Source organism: Streptomyces sp. NPDC002911 (genome assembly GCF_053591835.1).
The window spans coordinates 48,464-67,220 of record NZ_JBSFUO010000030.1; the positions used below are offsets into that span (position 1 = coordinate 48,464).

Below are 18,757 nucleotides of genomic sequence, written 5' to 3' on the forward strand. Positions count from 1 at the left end.
CATGAGACGCATACGCGTCATCGGCATCGGCGCCGGACTCGCCGTCGTGGCGGTCGTCGCCACCTCGGGGGTGATGGCGACGGACGACCAGGGGAAGACCACCGTCACCGCGTACTTCGACCGGGCCACAGGCGTGTACGCCGGATCGGATCTGCGGATCCTCGGCGTGAAGGTCGGGACCGTCCAGTCCGTGGAACCACGCGGAGAGGAGGTCAGGGTCACCCTCGAGCTCGACAAGGGCGTCAGGGTGCCTGAGGAGGCACACGCCGTCGTCGTGGCCCCCAGCCTGGTGGCCGACCGGTATGTGCAGCTCGCGCCGGCCTACACCGGGGGAGCGCGGCTCGAGGATCGCGCCGTACTCCCTGCTGCGGACAACGCCACCCCCATCGAGGTCGACCAGCTGTACGAGTCGATCACCGAGCTCTCCACGGCCCTCGGCCCGGACGGGGCCAACACGGACGGGGCGCTCTCGGAACTCCTCGAGACCGGAGCGAAGAACCTCGACGGCAACGGAAAGGCCATCGGGGACTCCATCGAACAGTTCGGCAAGGCGACGAAGACCCTCGACAAGAGCAGCGGCAACCTCTTCGACACGCTGTCCTACCTGCAGACCTTCACCACGATGCTGAAGGACAACGACGGCGACGTGCGGGCCGCCGAGCAGCAGCTGAACTCCGTCACCGGCTTCCTCGCCGATGACAAGGAGAACCTCAGCGCCGCCCTGAAGGAACTGGGCAAGGCGCTCGGCCAGGTCAAGGGCTTCATCCAGAAGAACCGCGGAGCCCTCAAGGAGAACGTGGACCTGCTGGTGCCGCTCACCCAGACCCTGGTCGACCAGCGCGCCTCGCTCGCCGAGTCCCTCGACACACTGCCCCTCGCGGCGGGCAACGTACTCAACGCCTACGACCCGGCGAACCGCACCCTCAACGGGCGCACCAACCTCAACGAGCTGTCGATGGGCGGGCCGCTCACCGAACCCGAGACCGGCGCCACCGGCCTCGAGGGGCTGGCGCCCGTGGACGCCACCCGGCAGGAGGCACTTCCCACGCTGCCGCTGCCCGCCATCGGCACCGTATACGGCACCCCGGAGAAGTCCGGGACGCGGAAGAACCAGGAGGCGACCCCATGAGGCCCGCCCTGCGCAGACCCGGCACCCGCACGGTCACGGGCCTCGGCGCCCTGGTCGCCGCCGGCGTCGGTTTCGCCCTCGTCGCCACGACCGTCGGCCTGCCTTCGCTCGTAGGCATCGACCAGGTACCGCTGCCCGGCGGAGCGGACCTGGGCGACCACCCCTACGAGATCACCGCCGAGTTCGGGGACGTCCTCAGCCTCGCCCCGCAGTCGTCCGTCAAGGTCAACGACGTCGCCGTCGGCAGGGTCACCGAGATCGCTCTCACCCCGGGCAGCTGGACCGCCGAGGTCACCATGCGCGTCAACGGGAAGATCGACCTGCCCGCCAACGCATACGCCCACCTCGAACAGTCCAGCCTCCTCGGCGAGAAGTTCGTCCAGCTCTCGCCCCCGAGCACCGGCACCGCCCACGGTGCCCTCGCGGACGGCGACCGGATCCCGCTCGGCCGCACCAACCGCAACCCGGAGGTCGAAGAGGTCTTCGGCGCCCTGTCGATGCTCCTCAACGGGGGCGGGATCAGCCAGCTCAAGACCATCACCACCGAGCTCAACAAGGCACTCGCCGGTCAGGAACCGCAGATCCGCTCGATGCTGAAGCGCGTCGACACACTCGTCACGAACCTGGACACCCACAAAGAGGACATCACCCAGGCACTGGACGGCGTCAACCGGCTCGCCGCCACCCTCGCCACTCGCAAACAGGACGTCGGTACGGTCCTCACCGGGCTCAGCCCCGGCCTGAAGGTCCTGGAGAATCAGCGCGGCTCGCTCCTCACCATGTTGCGTTCGCTCGACACGCTCTCCACCGTCGCCGTCGACACGATCAACAAGAGCAAGACCGACATGATCGCCGATCTCAAGGCCCTCGCACCCACGCTCGCCGCGCTCGCCGATGCCGGCAACGATCTGCCGGACTCCCTCCAGGTCCTGCTCACCTACCCGTTCACCGACGAGGTGCTCCGCGGGGTGAAGGGCGACTACCTCAACGTCTATCTGAACGTGACGGCCCTGCCCGGCACCCAGATCATCCCCGCACTCACACCGCCCACGGCATCAGGCGCCCAGCAGAACTCGGGGGCGGCACTTCCCCTGCCGCTCCCCTCGGTCGTCACGTCGGAAACGGAGGGCACCCGCTGATGATCACCCTTGCCATCCGGCTGAAGAACATCGCCTTCCTCGTCATCGCCGTACTCGTCCTCGGCTTCCTGGGGGTGCGGTACGCCGACCTCGGCCACTACGTCGGGCTGCGCGACTACTACACCGTCACGGTGCAACTGCCGCAGACAGGCGGTCTGTTCACCCACTCCAACGTCAGCTACCGAGGTGTGTCCGTGGGCCGGGTCGGCCCGATCGAGCTCACCGACGACGGAGTCGAGGCCGAACTGCGCGTCGAGAACGACGCGCCACGCATCCCCGACAGCCTCCAGGCCGTCGTCGCCAGCCTCTCCGCGGTCGGCGAGCAGTACATCGACCTCCGGCCCACCCGCGCGGACGGCCCCTTCCTGGAGAACGGCTCGGTCATCGACCAGGCCGACACCACCATCCCCGCACCCGTTACCAACGTCCTCACCAGCGTCAACGACCTGACGGCCTCCGTCGACACAGAAGCCCTGCGCACGGTCGTCGACGAATTCGGCGCCGCGTTCAACGGCCGTGGTGACGACCTCCAGGTCCTGCTGGACACCGGCAGCGAGTTCGTCGAGGCCGCCGACGAAGCCCTGCCGACCACCACGAAGCTGATGGCTGACGGCGAAACCGTGCTGCGCACCCAGAACGAACAGGGCGAAGCCCTCAAGGGCTTCGCCTCCGGAGCCGAGGAACTCGCCGCCGAACTCAAGGGATCCGACACCGACCTGCGCCGGCTCATCGCCGCGGCGCCCGACGCCACCGAACAGATCAGCGGACTGCTGCGCGACCTGGACCCCGCCTTCGGAGTGGTCGTCGCCAACCTCCTCACCACCTCCGAGGTCGCCGTCACACGGCAGCGCGGACTGGAGGAACTGCTGGTGAGGGTACCCGCGGTCGCGGCGGCCGGCGCGAGCGCCATCGACCAGGACGGGGCCAGGTTCGGAATGTCGGTCACCTTCTTCGAGCCGCTGCCGTGCACCGCCGGATACGGCTCCACCACCTACCGCCCCGGCACCGACCTCTCGCCGGCCCCCGCCGCCAACACCAAGGCGCGCTGCGCCTCCGCGCCCAGCAGCGGCATCAACGTCCGCGGCAGCGCGAACGCCCCGAAGGGCGGCCCCGTGCCGGAACCGTTCACCCCCGGATCGGGCCTCCTCCCGGACGCGACCGGCACCACCGGTGACACCTCCGCGCCCCGGGCCGGTGGCATGGCCGGGCTGCTCGGCCTGGGAGGCGGCTCATGAGCGACCGTACGAGGCCGGGGCTCGGCCGGGCCGCACTGCTCGCCGCCGTACTGGTCTGTGCGCTCGGCGCCTGGTCGTACGCCCAGGCGCGGGGTGACGACACACTGGCGTACGCGAAGAGCCGCGACGCCGCCCTCACGGACGGCAAGCGGCAGCTCACCCGGCTGACCAGTATGGACGGCGAGAACGCCGCGAGCGTGGAGTCCGGTCTCACCGCCTGGCTCACCGCCTCGACCGGACCGCTGCACGACCGGCTGGAGAGTACCCGGAAGAAGGACGCGGGCGAGCTCACCGAGTCCGGCGTCACCGCACGCGGCAAGGTCACCGACGCGGCGCTCACCGCGCTCGACGACAGGGCCGGCACAGCAGCGCTCATCGCGACCGTCGACGTCCAGGTCACTCCGCGCACCGGCAAGGGCGGTACGGAGCGCAAACGCTTCGAGGCGACACTCGCCCGGACCGGGGACGGCTGGAAGGTCAAGGCACTGGACGCGCTACCGGTCGGGAGCGGCTCATGAAGCAGAGCACGGGAACAGCGACGATGCCGACGGACCTCGATCCCGTAGCGGATGAGGATTCCGGGCCGGACGTTCCTCCCGTCCGCCGACGGTGGCCTCGCACCGCCGTCGTGTTGCTGGCCGTCGTCCTGCTGGGAGCGGGCGGCGCCCTGTTCGTCCAGGGACAGCAGTTGCGCGACACCCCGGCGACCTCCGACCGCGCATTGACGGACTCCGCCGCGACCAACCGCGTCGTCGGCGATGTGAGCAGCGCGCTGGGCAAGGTCTTCTCGTACAGCCCGCAGGCCACCGCCGTCACCAAGGAGTCGGCGAGGCAGTTGCTCGCAGGCCGGGCGCTCCAGCAGTACGCGGCCCTGTTCGGCCAGGTCGAGAAGCAGGCCGCGGACCAGAAGCTGACGCTCACCAGCCAGGTCGTACGCGCCGGGGTCACCCGTCTCACCGGGAGCAGCGCCCACCTCCTGGTCTTCCTCGACCAGGTCTACGAGCGCGAGGGGAAGGCCGCCACCACGGCGGCTGCCCAGTTGTCCGTCACCGCGGAACTGCGGGGCGGGCACTGGCGGATCGTCGACATCACCTCCAGGTAGGGGAGAGCACCACATGGCACGGGTACCCATGACAACCGATCCGCTGGTATCTGCGGCGGTCGCGCTGACGGTCGCGGCCGTCGTCGCCGCGGGCTGGGGAGGCTGGTCCCACTACGACGCCGCGCACGACGATTCGGCGGCCTACGCACAGGCCCGCGACGACGCCCTCGCGGCGGGGGAGCAGGCCGTGCAGAACATGAACACGCTCGACCACGGCCGGCTCGCCGATGGGCTCGACCGCTGGGAGGACTCCACCACGGGTGATCTGCACAAGCAACTCGTCGACGGCCGGGACGCGTTCGTCAAGCAGATCGAGGCGGCCAGGACAGTCAGCACCGCCAAGATCCTGGCCGGAGCGGTGACGGAGCTGGACGACCGGGCGGGGAAGGCCGGCGTGATGGTGGCGCTGCGGGTCACCGTGACCGCCCCCGAGGGCAAGCCCGCGGTCAAGGAGAGCCGGATGCTGGGGCAGCTCACCCGCACCTCCGAGGGGTGGAAGCTCAGCGCCCTCGGCCAGGCGCCCGTCGGTAACACCGCCGGCTGACCCCGCCTGACCGCCCCGCATTCGAGAGGACCACCGACATGTCGACGACCCGACACCTCGTCAACCGCCGCCGCAGACTCGCCACCGTCGCCGCGACGACCGCACCGCCGCGCACGGCCGAGGCCCCGGAACCGGCTCCCGGGACAACAGCCGAGGCGATCGATTCCGCCCAGCCGGCCGCGCCCCCTGAGGTACCGGAGGACGCGACCGGCGCTCAGGTGGAGGGCCCTCCGCGCCCTCCACGCAGGCGGCTGCCCCGTCTTCGCATCCGGCTGCCCGCACTCCTCTGCGCCGCGACGCTGCTCCTCGGCGCCTTCGCCGCCTGGTCGTTCACCTCGGCCGGGACGCTGCGCGACGACCCGAGCCGGCGGAACGCGGCCCTCACCGACATCAGCCGGACCAGCGAGGTCAAGGGACAGATCACCGAAGCCGTCGGCGCGGTCTTCTCCTACAACTACGCCGCGCCCGAGAAATCCGATCTGGCCGCGAAGAACCATGTGACCGGCAAGGCGGTCCAGCAGCACAAGGACATGCTCGCCGAGGTACGCGCACAGGCGCCGAAGCAGAAGCTCGTCCTCACCACGACCGTCACCCAGAGCGCCGTCGAGGTGCTCGACGGCGACCGGGCCCGGCTGCTGATCTTCGCCGACCAGAGCAACACCCGCACCGGCAAGGAGGAGGAGACGACGTACGCGGCTGCCATGTTCGCCGTGGACGCCGTTCGCCGCGGTGACACCTGGCGGATCGCGGCCATCGACACGTTCACGCGATGACCCGGAAGAGGGAGGACACATGAGGTTCAACGGAAGCATGCGTCGCGGACTCACCGGCACAGCCACCGCGGTGGCGGCCATGGCGGCGCTCACCGCGTCCCAGGCCCCCGGACTCGCGGGCGGCCGTGCCGCCGACGACATGAAGAACGTGGCATCGGACGACGTCGTCTGGACCGAGGTGCCGAACGACGACAGCTACCACACCGAGCTGCCGCCCCTGAAGTCACCGGAGCCGCCGAAGAGCACCGGGAAGAAGTCCGGCGAGGCCGTCGAGCAGCCCTGGGCCGAGGCCGGCATCCCCGCCACCGTCCTGGCCGCCTACCGCGACGCGCAGAGCGCCCTCGGCCGCAGCGACCCCGGCTGCCGGCTCCCCTGGCAGTTACTCGCGGCCATCGGCAAGGTGGAGTCCGGCCACGCGGGAGGGGGGCGGGTGGACTCCACGGGCACCACGCTCACGCCGATCCTGGGCCCCGTCCTCAACGGCGCCGGATTCGCCGACATCCCGGACACCGACGGCGGGGCGTACGACGGCGACACCCGCTACGACCGGGCGGTCGGCCCGATGCAGTTCATCCCCTCCACCTGGGCGCACTGGGGGAAGGACGGCAACGGCGACGGACGCAGGGACCCGAACAACATCGTCGACGCGGCTCTCGCCGCAGGCCACTACCTCTGCGCCGGGACGCGTGACCTGTCCGTGCGGGGCGACCTCGACCGGGCGGTCCTCAGCTACAACCGCTCGGACACCTACCTGCGTACGGTCCTGTCCTGGCTGGAGTTCTACCGCAAGGGCGCCCACCCGGTCGCCGACGGCGAGGGCGTGATCCCGGCCAGCCCGGGTGCGGGCAGCCCCCATGCACCGAAAGCCCCGGTCGGAGGCCCCGGCAGCCCGAGTGACCCCGGCAAGGGCGGTGGCGGCATCGTCGTCGGCCCGCAGCCGAGTGGCACACCGCGCCCGCCCGCCTCACCCACCGCCACGCCCAGGCCCACGGACCCCGGCAGCCCCGGCCCGAGCGGATCCCCGAGCCCCACGGACCCGGGGCCCGGCCCCACCGACGGCGGTCCCACCGATCCGACGACGCCGGACCCGACCACCACGCCGGACCCGACCACGACACCCGCCCCGACCACATCACCCGACCCGGACCCGACCACCTCCGACCCGGGCTGCCCCACGCCCTCCGTGGAGACCGCCCCCGCCGGCACACCGTCCAGCGAACCCTGTGCCACTCCCACCGTCTGACGGCTCAGCGGGCGTCGAGCACCTCGGACAGGTCGTACCGCACCACTTCCTCCAGCTGCGCATAGGTGCAGCCGGAGGGAGTGCGGTCCGGTCGCCACCGCCGGAACTGGGTGGTGTGGCGGAAGCGGTCGCCCTCCATGTGGTCGTACGCCACCTCGCAGACCCGCTCCGGCGAGAGTGCCACCCAGGACAGATCCTTCTTGCCCGACCAGCGGCTCGGTGCGCCCGGCAGCCGTGACACCTCGTGGGACGCCGCGTCCGCCCAGGAGGCCCACGGGTGACCGGCGGGATCGATGCGCAACGGGTCCAGCTCCTCCAGGAGCTCGGCGCGCCGTTTCATCGTGAAGGCCGCGCACACCCCCACATGCTGGAGGGCGCCCTCCGCGTCGTGGAGACCGAGGAGCAGCGAGCCGACCACCGGACCGCTCTTGTGGAAGCGGTAACCGGCCACCACACAGTCGGCGGTCCGTTCATGCTTGATCTTGTACATGGCCCGCGTGTCCGGCCGGTACGGCAGATCGAGCGGTTTGGCGACCACTCCGTCGAGCCCCGCCCCCTCGTACCGCTCGAACCAGTCCTGCGCGAGGGCCGGGTCCGTGGTGGAAGGGGCGAGATGGACGGGTGCGGAGGCGTCCGCCAGGGCCCCCTCCAGGACCGTCCGCCGTTCGGTCTGCGCCGTGGCGAGCAGAGACGTGTCGTCCAGGGCGAGGATGTCGAAGGCGACGAGACTCGCCGGTGTCTGCTCGGCCAGCATCCGCACCCGCGAATCGGCCGGATGGATGCGCTCGCTCAACCGGTCGAAGTCCAGCCGTCCCTCGTGCGGCAGGACGATCTCGCCGTCGATCACACAGCGCGTCGGCAGATTCTCGCGCACGGCGGTGACCACCTCCGGGAAATAACGGGTGAGGGCCTTCCCCGTCCGGCTGCCGATCACCACCTCGTCGCTGTCCCGGTGCACGATCGCCCGGAATCCGTCCCACTTCGCCTCGTACTGCATACCGAGGGGAATCGTCGAGACGGACTTGGCGAGCATCGGTTTCACGGGAGGCATCACCGGCAGGTCCATGGCCCCGATTCTCTCGCACCGCGCGGAGCACGTCTTCCGATATGCGGCATTTGTGGGTCCGGCCTACGGTGTCCGACATGGGAGCAGGAACAGCGGTGGAACTGGACGCGGACGGACGAGCCGTACGGCTGTCCAACCCGGACAAGGTGTACTTCCCTGAGAAGGGCTACACCAAGAACGATGTGGCCGACTACTTCCAGGCCGTGGGGCCCGGGATCCTCCGCGCCCTGCGCGAGCGGCCCACCACTCTGCAGCGCTTCGTCGACGGCGTCGAGGGCGACTTCTTCTACCAGAAGCGCGCGCCGAAGAATCTCCCCGACTGGACCCCCACCGCCCGGATCGAATTTCCCAGCGGCCGGCACGCCGACGAGATGTGCCCCACGGAACTGGGGGCCGTCCTCTGGGCGGTCAACCTCGGCACCTTGACCTTTCACCCCTGGCCGGTGCGCAGGGGGGACACCGACCACCCGGACGAGCTGCGCATCGACCTCGACCCGCAGCCCGGCACCGATTACGCCGACGCGGTGCGGGCGGCCCATGAACTGCGCTTGGTCCTGGACGAGCAGGGACTGCGCGGCTGGCCCAAGACTTCCGGTGGGCGCGGCATCCATGTCTTCGTCCCCCTCGTCCCGAAGTGGACCTTCACCCAGGTCAGGCGCGCGGCCATCGCGGTGGGGCGGGAACTGGAGCGCAGGATGCCGGACCGGGTGACCACGGCCTGGTGGAAGGAGGAACGCGGCGAGCGGATCTTCGTCGACTACAACCAGACGGCCCGCGACCGGACGATCGCCTCCGCCTACTCCGTGCGCCCCTTCCCCCACGCCCCGGTCTCCGCCCCGCTCCGCTGGGAGGAGATCGACGACGCCGAGCCGCGCGACTTCGACCTCCGGACCATGCCCGTGCGCTACGCCGAGGTGGGCGACCTGCACGCCGACATGGACGACCACGCCTTCCGGCTCGACCAGGTGCTGGAACTGGCGAGGCGTGACGAACACGAGCACAAGCTCGGCGACCTGCCCTATCCGCCGGAGTACCCGAAGATGCCGGGCGAGCCGAAACGGGTACAGCCCAGCCGCGCCCGACGCGACACCGGCGACGACGCGTGACTGCCGAGGACGGGACGGAGCACCCCGCACACGGTGCGCACGGCAGACCCCTGACCCGGGCCGAGAAATGGGCGTCGTACAAACAGTCGCCGTACGTCCCCGCGTTCGTGCTGCTCTTCATCCTCGCCGCCGCGGCCGGACTCTTCGCCGGCTCGTACACGTACGCGATGGCCGATCCCACGCCGCGCCGGATCCCCGCCGCGGTGGTCGGTGATGTCCAGGCCCAGGGCGGGAAGAAGTTCATCGCGGGGATGGAGAAAGCCCTCGACGCCTCCCTCCAGCTGCGTCCGTACGCCACCCGGGCCGGGGCGCGTCAGGCCATGGAGGAGCAGAGGGCCTTCGTGACGGTGCGGCCGGGGGAGCGTGGGGTGGCCATGGACATCGCGGGGGCCGCCGGCGCCACGGTCGCCCAGCTGCTCGCCCAGACCGGCGCGAAGGTCGCAAAGGCCACCGGGGTCCCCGTGACGATCACGGACGTCAAGCCGCTGCAGGAGGGGGACCCGCGCGGGCTCGCGCTCTTCTACATCTCGCTGGCCGCCGTCATCATCGGCTTCGTCGGAGCCATCCAGCTCAGCGTGCACGCCCGGGCGCTCAACCCGCTCGAGCGGATCGTCTTCACCCTCGCCTACGCCCTGCTCGGCGGCTTCGCGATCGCCGCGGTGGTGGACTGGCTGCTCGGCGCGCTGGATCTGCCGTTCGTGGAGTCCTGGCTGATCCTGGCGTTCACGATGTTCACGTCAGGCATGGTCTTCACCATGTTCAACACCATCATGGGGCGCTGGGCGATGCTCCCCACCTGGGGGCTCATGGTGCTGCTGGGCAATCCGTCGTCCGGGGGCGCGGTGTCCTGGCCGCTGCTGCCCTCGGCGCTCGGAGAGATCGGACGCTGGCTGCCGCCGGGCGCCTCGGTCAACGCCCAGCACACGGCGGTCTACTACCAGGGCCACCAGTACGCCTTCCCGTTCCTGGTGCTGGCGGCCTGGTCGCTGGTCTCGTGCACGGTCTTCTGGGTGTGGCGCCACCGGCACCCGGGAGGCCGTGGCCGCATGCCTGAGCATGCGGCCACGGCCTCCTGAGTGTGTCCCGCTCCTACAACTCCTGGATGCGGATGTCGCGGTACGAGATCACGTCCGTGGTGCCGTGGACCTGGAGCCCGACGTAGCCGGAGGCGTAGCGCCGGCCGTCGGTACCCGGGTCGTCGCCCCGCGGCGGCTCGAAGAGCTGACCGCCGTTGTTGTCGAACTCGTTGATCAGGACACCGTTGCGGTAGACCGAGTAGTGCTGGTCCACCACCCGGATCTCGTAGTCGTTCCAGGTGCCCTTGGGCGTGACCCCGGCGCCACCGAGACCGACCCGGTCGAATCCGTAGACGGACCCGGTCTTGTACATGTCGCCGTCGGGCCGGTCGTTGACCTGGATCTCATGGCCGTACTTGATGGCGACCCACTCCGGACGGGACTCCTCCGGGTGGTCGTTGACGTCCGGGAAGCGGACGAACACTCCGCCGTTGGCGTTACCCGCTGCGGGGGCGTCGTCCCGCCACTGGAGCTTCAGCGAGAAGTCCCCGTACTGCCGGGCAGGGAACCACAGCATTCCCATGCCGTCCACGGTGGTGGAGCTGGTGATCGAGCCTTCCTCCTCGTTCAGCCCGAACCGTCCGCCGCCGACGTGCTGCCACTTGGCGAGGGACTCGGCGGTGCCGTCGAACAGCTTACGGTAGCCCTCGTCCTGGCCCGGCTTGCCGATCCCGGACTGCTTGGCCGCCCGGTAGATCTTCTTGTGCTCCCGGGCGTCGACGACCCCGTCGGTGAGCAGCTTGTCCAGGACCTTGTCGACGTGCTTGAGGAACAGCGCGTGCGAGGACCAGTCCTTCTCGTCCTCGATGAGTTCGTTGATCGTGCAGCGGTTACCGGTGAGCCGGTTGGGGACACCGGAGTCCACCGTGCCGACGATGACGGTGAGCCGTTCGTCGAACTCGGGGCAGTTGGGCGCCGGGACGCCGCCGCTCTGCGCGACGGTGAAGGAGATCTGCTTCGCCTCGGAGGTGTTGCCGGCCTTGTCCGTCGCCCGGTGGGCGAAGGCGTGGTAGCCGACGCGGTCGACGATCACCGGCGTGGTGTACGCGAGGTACGGCCCGCCGTCGAGGGAGTACTCGACCTTGGCGACGCCCGAGTCCGCATCGGTCGCGGTGACCGTGGCCTTGGCGCTGGTGATGAACGCGCCGTCCGAATTCTTGTCGCCCGTCACCACCACGGAGGTCTCCGGCGGGGTCTGATCCTGCGAGGGCGGTTCGACGACGGTGAAGTCGACGGACTTCTCGGCTGCCGCGTTGCCGGACTTGTCGGTGGCGCGGTAGCGGACGGTGTGCGTCCCCACCTCGTGGACCATCACGGGTGCGGTGTACGGCTGCCAGGTGCCGTCCGCCCCGGTCGCGTACTCGATGGTGTTGACTCCGGACCCGGTGTCGGACGCGGTCACGGTGACCGTGGCCATGCCCAGGTAGCCACCCGCGTCGTCCCTCTCGCCCGATACGGTCGCGGAGGTCTCCGGCGGGGTCTCGTCGTCCGTCGGCGGCGCGGCGACCGCGAAGTCGACCGCCTTCTCCTCCGCCGCGTTGCCGGACTTGTCGGTGGCGCGGTAGCGGACGGTGTGCGTCCCGACCTCGTTCACCACCAGGGGGGCGGTGTACGGCTGCCAGGCGCCGTCGGCACCGAGCGCGTATTCGACGGTGTCGACGCCCGATCCCGCGTCGGTCGCCGCCACGGTGACCGTGGCCTGACCGATGTACGCGCCGTCGGCGTTCTTGTCGCCGTCCACCGTCGCCGAGGTCTCGGGAGCGGCGGTGTCCTCGCCGCCGCCACCGTCCTCGGTCACCGTGAGGACGCCCTGCATCGCGCCGTGGCCGGGAATCGTGCAGTGGTAGAAGTACGTGCCGGGCGTGAGGGTGACCTCGACGCTGTGCTTGCCGCCCGCGCTGTCGCTGGGATTGGCCAGGATGTTCACCCGGACGTCGCTGTTGTACTCCGGGTCCGACACGCTGAACGTCAGCGTGTGCGGCATGCCCGTCGTGTTGCCCGTGGCGGCGCTGTTCTCGAAGACGAGGGTCGCGGCGCCGGCCACCGCCGTCGTGGGAGCCGTCAGATAGCGGTCGATGGGGTCACCGGCGGTCCAGGTGAGGACCTGGTCGGCCGCGGCCGCCGCCCGGTCGTCGTCGCGGCCGTACGCGGCCGTCGACGCCAGCCCGAGGACCATGAGGAACGAACCGAGCAGGGCGAGCCACCATCGGGCCGGCCCGTACCGCCGTCGCGCGAGGAGCGAAGGGTGTCTCACTGCGCTGCCGCCTTCCTGGCCAGGTCTGCGGCGGCCGGGGTCGGGCCGCCGCCCTTGTACGTCACGCGCCACAACGCGGACTTGGGGTCGGAGGTGAAGAAGCCACGCCCGTAATCCAGGACGTAGAGCGAGCCGTCCGGGGCGAACTTCCAGTCCATGAGGTTGCGGATACCGTCCGCGCCGACCGGAATGATCTTCTTCAGTGACTCGGCGTGCGTGGGCAGGCCACCCTTGCCGACCGTCTTCGGGTCGGTCAGCACGGCGTGACGCGGCTGGGTGTCGTCGTAGAAGTCCCCGACGAACCACTTCCCGTCCCAGTAGGCCGGCCACTTGGCCTCGCTCGTGCTCGCCGCGTCGTAGCGGTAGACCGGACCGTTCATGGTGGCCTGGCCGCCGCCCTTGAGCCAGGGCAGGAGCTCCTTCTGCTCCTCCACCTTGTAGCTCGGGATGCCGTTCGCATCGCGCGGGTAGTCCACGCCGCCGCCCTGGGGGGAGTACCAGATGGTGTTGCCGGTCACCGGCGGCAGTTTGACCAGGCCGTCGTTGTTCGGCGACTCGTTCTTCGGCGCGTCGCAGTCGTACCAGCCCAACGGCTTGGTGGGGTCGGGCAGGTTGCGGTCCCGGTAGGGCTGCTTGTTGCCCATGCAGTACGGCCAGCCGTGGTTGCCGGCCTCGGTGATCGCCGAGAACGTGTCGTACTTGGCAGGTCCCCAGGTCGTGCTCGGAGCGCCCGCGTCGGGGCCGACCCAGCCCGCGTACAGCGTGTCGGTCGACGTGTCGACGGAGATTCGGGCCGGGTTGCGCACACCCATCACATAGATCTCACCGCGGGTCTTGCCGCCGCCCTCGTCCGGCTCCTCACCGGTGAAGAGATTGCCCTGGGGCAGCGTGTAGGTGCCGTCGTCCTCGGGGTGGATCCGCAGGATCTTGCCGTTGAGGTTGTTGGTGTTGCCCGCGGTGCGGCGGGCGTCTGCGAACGAGACGCCCTTGTAGTTCGGCTGGGGGTTGTTGCCCGAGTAACCGTCGCTGAAGCCCGAGGAGTTGTTGTCCCCCGTGGCGATGTAGAGGTTGCCCTTCGAGTCCCAGGCCATGCCACCGCCGGCGTGGCAGCAGCTGTGGATCTGGACCGGCCAGTGCAGCAGCACCTTCTCGGACGCCAGGTCCAGCTTGTTCGTGGCGTGGTCGAAGGTGAAGCGTGAGACCTGGCGTACCGCCATCCGCTTGTCGCGGTCGATCTTCGCGTGCGGGGTGTAGTGCAGATACACCCAGCCGTTGGTGGCGAAGTCCGGGTCCAGCTCGATCCCGAGCAGGCCCTCCTCCACCTTGACCAGCTCGTCGCCGCCGCCCTTGTTGCCGAAGACGCTCAGCTTGCCGGCGAGAGTGACCTTCTTGGTCGAGGGGTCGTACACATGAATCTCGCCCTCGCCCTTGCCGATGTTCGGGTCGCTCCAGTCGGTGACCACCGGCACGCTGCTGTCCGCGCCCCCGCGCCCGATGTAGAAGACCCGCCCGTCCTTCGCGGTCACCAGACCGTGCGGCTCGCCGATCTGGTCGTTCTGCCCGGGCTGATTGGGCTGGGTGACCCGCTCGGCCGTGTAGTGGGAATCGATGGTGGCCTTGCAGTCGGCCTGCGAGAGACGGCTCGTCCAGGCCAGCGCGCCGCGCAGGTGGTCGCGGAAGTCGGTCTCGGCGTAGCTGTTGGCCGTACCGCCCATGGCGGTGTAGAAGGACCGGCCGCCGTCGTAGTCATGGCACCAGGAGACCGGATGGTCCCAGCCGTTGGCGCTCTTGCCCGGAGTGTAGGTGAGTTCCCGGACGCGGGCCACGGTGTGTACGTCGCCGGACGGGTTGTCCTTCCAGTTCAGCCACTTGTCCGGGCGCTTCCACTCCAGTGGGAGGTTCTTCGTCGCGGGGTGCTGCCGGTCGCCGATCTCCACGGTGGCGCGCTGGACGCCCGTCGGGCTGTCCGCCGCCGGACGGGCGCCGACCAGACCGGTGAACCAGTCGGAGTACGGTTCGGTGCGCGCCGCGTCATGGATGCCGAGGAAGCCGCCGCCGGCCTCCATGTACGCCTCCAGGCCTGCTTCCTGCTCAGGATCGAGCACATCGCCGCCGCCGGTCAGGAACACGACCGCGTTGAAGGTGCCGAGTTTTTTGCCGTTGGTGAAGACCGCTGCGTCGTCGGTGGCGACGGTCTTGAAGCGCCCGGCCTCAGGACCACTGAGGCCGATCTTCTCGATGGCCGCGATGCCCGCGTCGACGGTCGGCGGCTCCTCGCGGGCCGAGGCGTGGAACACCAGAACCTTGACGTTGGCCCCACCAGGGGGCGTAGGCAGGGACAACGTTGTCGCCATCCGCTCCTTCAGCCCCGGATCCGGATACGGGCTGGCGGTGGCCGCGTTACCGCCGAGCAGGGACGCTGTCAGGGCGCCTGCCGCCACGGCCGACGCGATACCGCGGCGCGATCTGGACCTGTGATGTGGTGTGCGCTGCATGTGGTCACCCACCCCTCTTGGTCACTTCTCCGGTCACTATCTCTCGCAGCGCACCTCTGTAGTCACTGCGACAGCGCACGAAGCTAGACCTCTTTTCGCCATTCGCCAATAGGTATGGCAGCAATCGAACGAACTTTGTCCTGAGTGTGGATAAACCAACGGCCCCCGGCTACCGTGTGGGCCGTCCAGGGGGGCAACGCGTCAGTTTCCGTCTCGCAGTGGGGAGTCCGACATGGACCGAAGGACCTTCAACCGCCGGATGCTGGTGGGCGGCGGAGTGGCGGCGGCCACCGGCGTGACATCGATGTCACTCGGTGCGGTGCAGGCCACTTCCGCGGAGAACCCGGCGAAGACGGCCCCGGCGGGCGGGGTTGTCCGGCATCTCAAGCTGTACGCGGAGAAGCTGGCGGACGGTCAGCTCGGCTACGGCTTCGAGAAGGGCAAGGCGTCGGTCCCCGGGCCGCTCATCGAGATCACCGAGGGCGACACGCTGCACATCGAATTCGAGAACACCACGGACGTCGACGCCAGCCTCCATGTCCACGGCGTGGACTACGACATCGCGAGTGACGGCACCCGGATGAACCGCAGTCACGTCGAGCCCGGCGGGACCCGCACGTACACCTGGCGGACCCATGTCCCGGGCCGCCGCAAGGACGGCACCTGGCAGGCGGGCAGCGCCGGTTACTGGCACTACCACGACCATGTCGTCGGCACGGACCACGGTACGGGCGGCATCCGTAAGGGCCTGTACGGTCCGCTCGTCGTCCGGCGCAAGGGGGACGTCCTGCCGGACAAGACGATCACCGTCGTCTTCAACGACATGACCATCAACAACAAGGCGGCTCACGAGAGCCCGAACTTCGAGGCCACGGTGGGCGACCGGGTCGAGGTCGTCATGATCACGCACGGTGAGTACTACCACACGTTCCACATCCACGGGCACCGCTGGGCGGACAACAGGACGGGGCTGCTCACCGGGCCTGACGACCCGAGCCGCGTAATCGACACGAAGATCTGCGGCCCCGCCGACTCCTTCGGCTTCCAGATCATCGCGGGCGAACACGTGGGGGCCGGCGCCTGGATGTACCACTGTCACGTCCAGAGCCACTCCGACATGGGGATGGCCGGTCTGCTGCTCGTCGCCAAGGCGGACGGCACGGTCCCTGGGTACGACCCGCCGCACCACGCGGCCGGAGAGGCGGAGGAGCACGCACACTGAGACGGCGCGGACTGCGGGTGCCGGTGCCTGGTGCAAGACTCGGAGACATGCGGCATCTCCGTGTCCGACCAGACGAGCGAGCCAACGGGACTCGCTGAAGGAGCACACCATGCTCGACCCAGCTTTCGTTACCGGCGCCCCCAACTGGATCGACCTCGGCACCCCCGACATCGAGGCGGCCACCACGTTCTACAGCGGTCTCTTCGGCTGGGAGCTGGTGCCCGGCGGCCCCGAGACCGGTGGTTACGGGATGTACCAGCTGCGGGGCAGGACCGTCGCAGGGGTCATGACAGTGCCGGAGGACCAGGGACGGCCCGCGTGGTCGGTCTACTTCCAGACCCCCGACGCGGACGCCACCGCGCGTACGGTCGAGCAGGCCGGAGGCACTGCGGCGTTCCCTCCTATGGACGTCCTCGACTACGGGCGCATGGGCGGCTTCACCGACAGCACCGGCGCGTACTTCGGCGTCTGGCAGCCCGGGACGAACACCGGCCTCGGTATGATCATGGAACCGGGCGCGCTGATCTGGGCCGAGCTGTACACACCGGACGTCCCCGCGGCGGCCGCGTTCTTCCACACCGTCTTCGGGTGGCAGACCGAGGGCATGGTGTATCCCGGTGGTTCCTACACGATGGTCCGCCCCGCCGGGAGCAAGGACGCCGACTCCTCCTTCGGAGGGATCGTGCCCCTCGACGCGGTGCCGAGCCAGGCCGAGGCGGGTCCGCACTGGCTGCCGTACGTCGCCGTGGACGACACCGACGCGGCGGTCGCCGGTGCGGAACGGCTGGGCGGACGGGTGACCATGGGCGCCACGGACGTGCCGGAGGTCGGCCGGATCGCCACGTTCACCGATCCCGCGGGTGCGGCGTTCGCCGTGATCAAGCCCGCTCCGAGGGAGTAGGACGGACCAGGTCCGGGCCATCAGGTCCTCGGCCCGGGCGTTGAACCATCGTTGATCACCTGTTTATCGCGACCGGGCACCGTGTGACCCATGCCGATCAACACCATGACCGACGAGCTCGCCTGGCACGAGACCGCGCTGTGCGCGCAGGCCGGCCCCGAGTTCTTCTTCCCGGCGCCGGGCAGCTCCACCCGGGAGGCCAAGCAGCTCTGCAACGCCTGCGAAGGCCGGGTCGCCTGCCTGGAGTACGCACTCGCCAACGACGAGCGCTTCGGTGTCTGGGGCGGGCTCTCCGAGAAGGAGCGGGAGCGAGTGCGCAGAGGAGGACGGACCGACCATGGCTGACCGGCCGCGCCGGACGAGGCCCGTTCCCGTCGGCTGAGCCTGCCGGCTGTTCCGTCAGGCGATCCGGAACGTCTCGCCGTACACCTGCCATACGAGTGGCTTCTTCAGCTCGAGATTGTCCTCGCGCAGGAACACCCGCTGCGCGGTGTCGATCCGGGACGTGTCGCGCTGCACCTTTCGGGCTCGGATCGCCGACCGGCCCTCGTCGAGGAAGGCGTTCAGATAGGCCTTCTCGTCGCCGCCCTCGGCGGCCGTGTCCGCCGTTGCCATCGCGGCGTCGCGGATGCCGTAGAAGCCGTTCGACTCGATACCGGGTCCGTGCAGCACCATCGCGTCGTAGTAGATGAACTGCCCCAGGGTGCCGAGGCCGTCCATCTTCGCCAGCCGGACCGCGGGCTCGAAGTACAGCGTGTCGCGTGTCGCGTCCTGCGCCTCCCGGAACGCCGGGTCCTGCGCGGCCTGGTGCCAGGCGTCGGTGAAGCCGGGATCCAGGCCCTCGTGCGAGTCGGTGCCGTCCACCGTGCGCAGAGCGGGGAGGAACGGGGCGAGCGGATTGTCCGGATGCTTCCCGGTGTACGCCTCCACCAGCTGCAGCATGTCGTTCGTACCGGAACAGAAGCCGACTATGCCGGCGGTGTAGCCGGTACCGTCGCCGACGTCCTCAATCGCTCCGTACTGGCTGCGCCAGTCCACGGTGGACGCCTCCGCGCTGGCCACCAGCCTGGCCGCGGCCTCCTTCATGGCCGGAGAGGCGAGGCCGGGCGGCAGCGCGTCGATGTACTCGGCGTGCTCGTCGGCCAGTTCAATGGCTTCCGGTTTCGCCGTACCGGACTTCCCGGCGTCCGCCTGCCGGATGATCGTGGGCGGCTCCGAGTCGCCTCCACTGAACAGGATCGAAGCGACGACGGCGATCGGTGCACCGAAAAGAACAAGACGCGTCACAGGTTTCACGGGCACAGAGTACGTTCTGTGAAGCCGTGGGGGCAGCCTGAAGGTGGTGAACGCAGCGTGGCGGGGGGCGCCGGGGGGGGGGGGGGTTTCGGCGATCAACACAATACCCCCCCCCGCCGCGCCCCCCGGCCCCGCGCCCCCCCCCAGCCCGGCCAGTTGCGGAGTGCCGAGGTGAC

Annotated in this window: 17 protein-coding genes; 13 read left to right on the forward strand and 4 right to left on the reverse strand. The window is 69.7% G+C overall.

The genetic code is table 11. The features are described 5' to 3' along the window. Nucleotide 1 precedes the first annotated feature (1 nt). The 8 genes from ACWD04_RS28995 to ACWD04_RS29030 are packed head-to-tail and all read left to right on the forward strand — an operon-like array spanning nt 2 to nt 7,165. Nucleotides 2–1,129 carry an MCE family protein gene (locus tag ACWD04_RS28995; RefSeq protein WP_451136694.1) on the forward strand — a complete coding sequence of 376 codons (1,128 nt, stop codon included), beginning with the start codon at nt 2–4 and terminating at the stop codon, nt 1,127–1,129. Further along, entirely contained in the window at nt 1,126–2,268 is a 1,143-nt protein-coding gene (locus ACWD04_RS29000) for an MCE family protein (protein ID WP_451136695.1), read from the forward strand. Before ACWD04_RS28995 ends, ACWD04_RS29000 begins: the two co-directional genes overlap by 4 nt. Next, nucleotides 2,268–3,503 (forward strand): MCE family protein, encoded by a 1,236-nt coding sequence (locus ACWD04_RS29005; RefSeq protein ID WP_451136696.1) that lies wholly within the window; start codon nt 2,268–2,270, stop codon nt 3,501–3,503. Before ACWD04_RS29000 ends, ACWD04_RS29005 begins: the two co-directional genes overlap by 1 nt. Continuing rightward, nucleotides 3,500–4,021, forward strand: a complete 522-nt coding sequence (locus ACWD04_RS29010; RefSeq protein ID WP_451136697.1) for a hypothetical protein — start codon at nt 3,500–3,502, stop codon at nt 4,019–4,021. Before ACWD04_RS29005 ends, ACWD04_RS29010 begins: the two co-directional genes overlap by 4 nt. Further along, nucleotides 4,018–4,605 carry a hypothetical protein gene (locus ACWD04_RS29015; protein WP_451136698.1) on the forward strand — a complete coding sequence of 196 codons (588 nt, stop codon included), beginning with the start codon at nt 4,018–4,020 and terminating at the stop codon, nt 4,603–4,605. Before ACWD04_RS29010 ends, ACWD04_RS29015 begins: the two co-directional genes overlap by 4 nt. A 13-nt stretch (nt 4,606–4,618) precedes the next feature. After that, nucleotides 4,619–5,149, forward strand: a complete 531-nt coding sequence (locus ACWD04_RS29020; RefSeq protein ID WP_451136699.1) for a nuclear transport factor 2 family protein — start codon at nt 4,619–4,621, stop codon at nt 5,147–5,149. A gap of 38 nt (nt 5,150–5,187) precedes the next feature. Continuing rightward, entirely contained in the window at nt 5,188–5,922 is a 735-nt protein-coding gene (locus tag ACWD04_RS29025; RefSeq protein ID WP_451136700.1) for a hypothetical protein, read from the forward strand. Nucleotides 5,923–5,941: 19 nt separating this feature from the next. Then, nucleotides 5,942–7,165: a lytic murein transglycosylase gene (locus tag ACWD04_RS29030; RefSeq protein WP_451136701.1), complete on the forward strand. Its 1,224-nt coding sequence runs from the start codon at nt 5,942–5,944 to the stop codon at nt 7,163–7,165. A 4-nt stretch (nt 7,166–7,169) separates the two neighbouring features. On the opposite strand, the gene ACWD04_RS29035 is transcribed toward ACWD04_RS29030, so the two are convergent. Then, complete coding sequence (locus tag ACWD04_RS29035; RefSeq protein ID WP_451136702.1) at nt 7,170–8,231, reverse strand: ATP-dependent DNA ligase; 1,062 nt, start codon at nt 8,229–8,231, stop codon at nt 7,170–7,172. Between the two features lie 95 nt (nt 8,232–8,326). Between ACWD04_RS29035 and ligD the strand changes: the two genes are divergently transcribed. Together ligD and ACWD04_RS29045 are read left to right on the forward strand one after the other, a co-directional pair. Further along, nucleotides 8,327–9,337: a non-homologous end-joining DNA ligase gene (ligD, locus tag ACWD04_RS29040; protein WP_451136713.1), complete on the forward strand. Its 1,011-nt coding sequence runs from the start codon at nt 8,327–8,329 to the stop codon at nt 9,335–9,337. Continuing rightward, nucleotides 9,334–10,413 (forward strand): ABC transporter permease, encoded by a 1,080-nt coding sequence (locus ACWD04_RS29045; protein ID WP_451136703.1) that lies wholly within the window; start codon nt 9,334–9,336, stop codon nt 10,411–10,413. Before ligD ends, ACWD04_RS29045 begins: the two co-directional genes overlap by 4 nt. 13 nt (nt 10,414–10,426) lie before the next feature. Here ACWD04_RS29045 and ACWD04_RS29050 read toward each other — a convergent pair whose 3' ends face one another. Both ACWD04_RS29050 and ACWD04_RS29055 read right to left on the reverse strand, forming a co-directional pair. After that, nucleotides 10,427–12,667, reverse strand: coding sequence for an OmpL47-type beta-barrel domain-containing protein (locus ACWD04_RS29050; protein ID WP_451136704.1), 2,241 nt, complete (start codon nt 12,665–12,667; stop codon nt 10,427–10,429). Then, on the reverse strand, nt 12,664–15,162 hold the full coding sequence (locus ACWD04_RS29055; protein WP_451136705.1) for a ThuA domain-containing protein: 2,499 nt from the start codon (nt 15,160–15,162) through the stop codon (nt 12,664–12,666). Before ACWD04_RS29055 ends, ACWD04_RS29050 begins: the two co-directional genes overlap by 4 nt. A gap of 232 nt (nt 15,163–15,394) precedes the next feature. Here ACWD04_RS29055 and ACWD04_RS29060 point away from each other — a divergent pair, with 232 nt between their 5' ends. From ACWD04_RS29060 to ACWD04_RS29070, 3 genes are all read left to right on the forward strand, one after another. Next, nucleotides 15,395–16,384, forward strand: a complete 990-nt coding sequence (locus tag ACWD04_RS29060; protein WP_451136706.1) for a multicopper oxidase domain-containing protein — start codon at nt 15,395–15,397, stop codon at nt 16,382–16,384. A 109-nt stretch (nt 16,385–16,493) separates the two neighbouring features. Further along, nucleotides 16,494–17,285 (forward strand): VOC family protein, encoded by a 792-nt coding sequence (locus ACWD04_RS29065; protein ID WP_451136707.1) that lies wholly within the window; start codon nt 16,494–16,496, stop codon nt 17,283–17,285. Between the two features lie 90 nt (nt 17,286–17,375). Continuing rightward, complete coding sequence (locus ACWD04_RS29070; protein ID WP_451136708.1) at nt 17,376–17,630, forward strand: WhiB family transcriptional regulator; 255 nt, start codon at nt 17,376–17,378, stop codon at nt 17,628–17,630. Between the two features lie 54 nt (nt 17,631–17,684). On the opposite strand, the gene ACWD04_RS29075 is transcribed toward ACWD04_RS29070, so the two are convergent. Further along, on the reverse strand, nt 17,685–18,572 hold the full coding sequence (locus ACWD04_RS29075; RefSeq protein WP_451136714.1) for a chitosanase: 888 nt from the start codon (nt 18,570–18,572) through the stop codon (nt 17,685–17,687). Between the last annotated feature and the right edge of the window lie 185 nt (nt 18,573–18,757).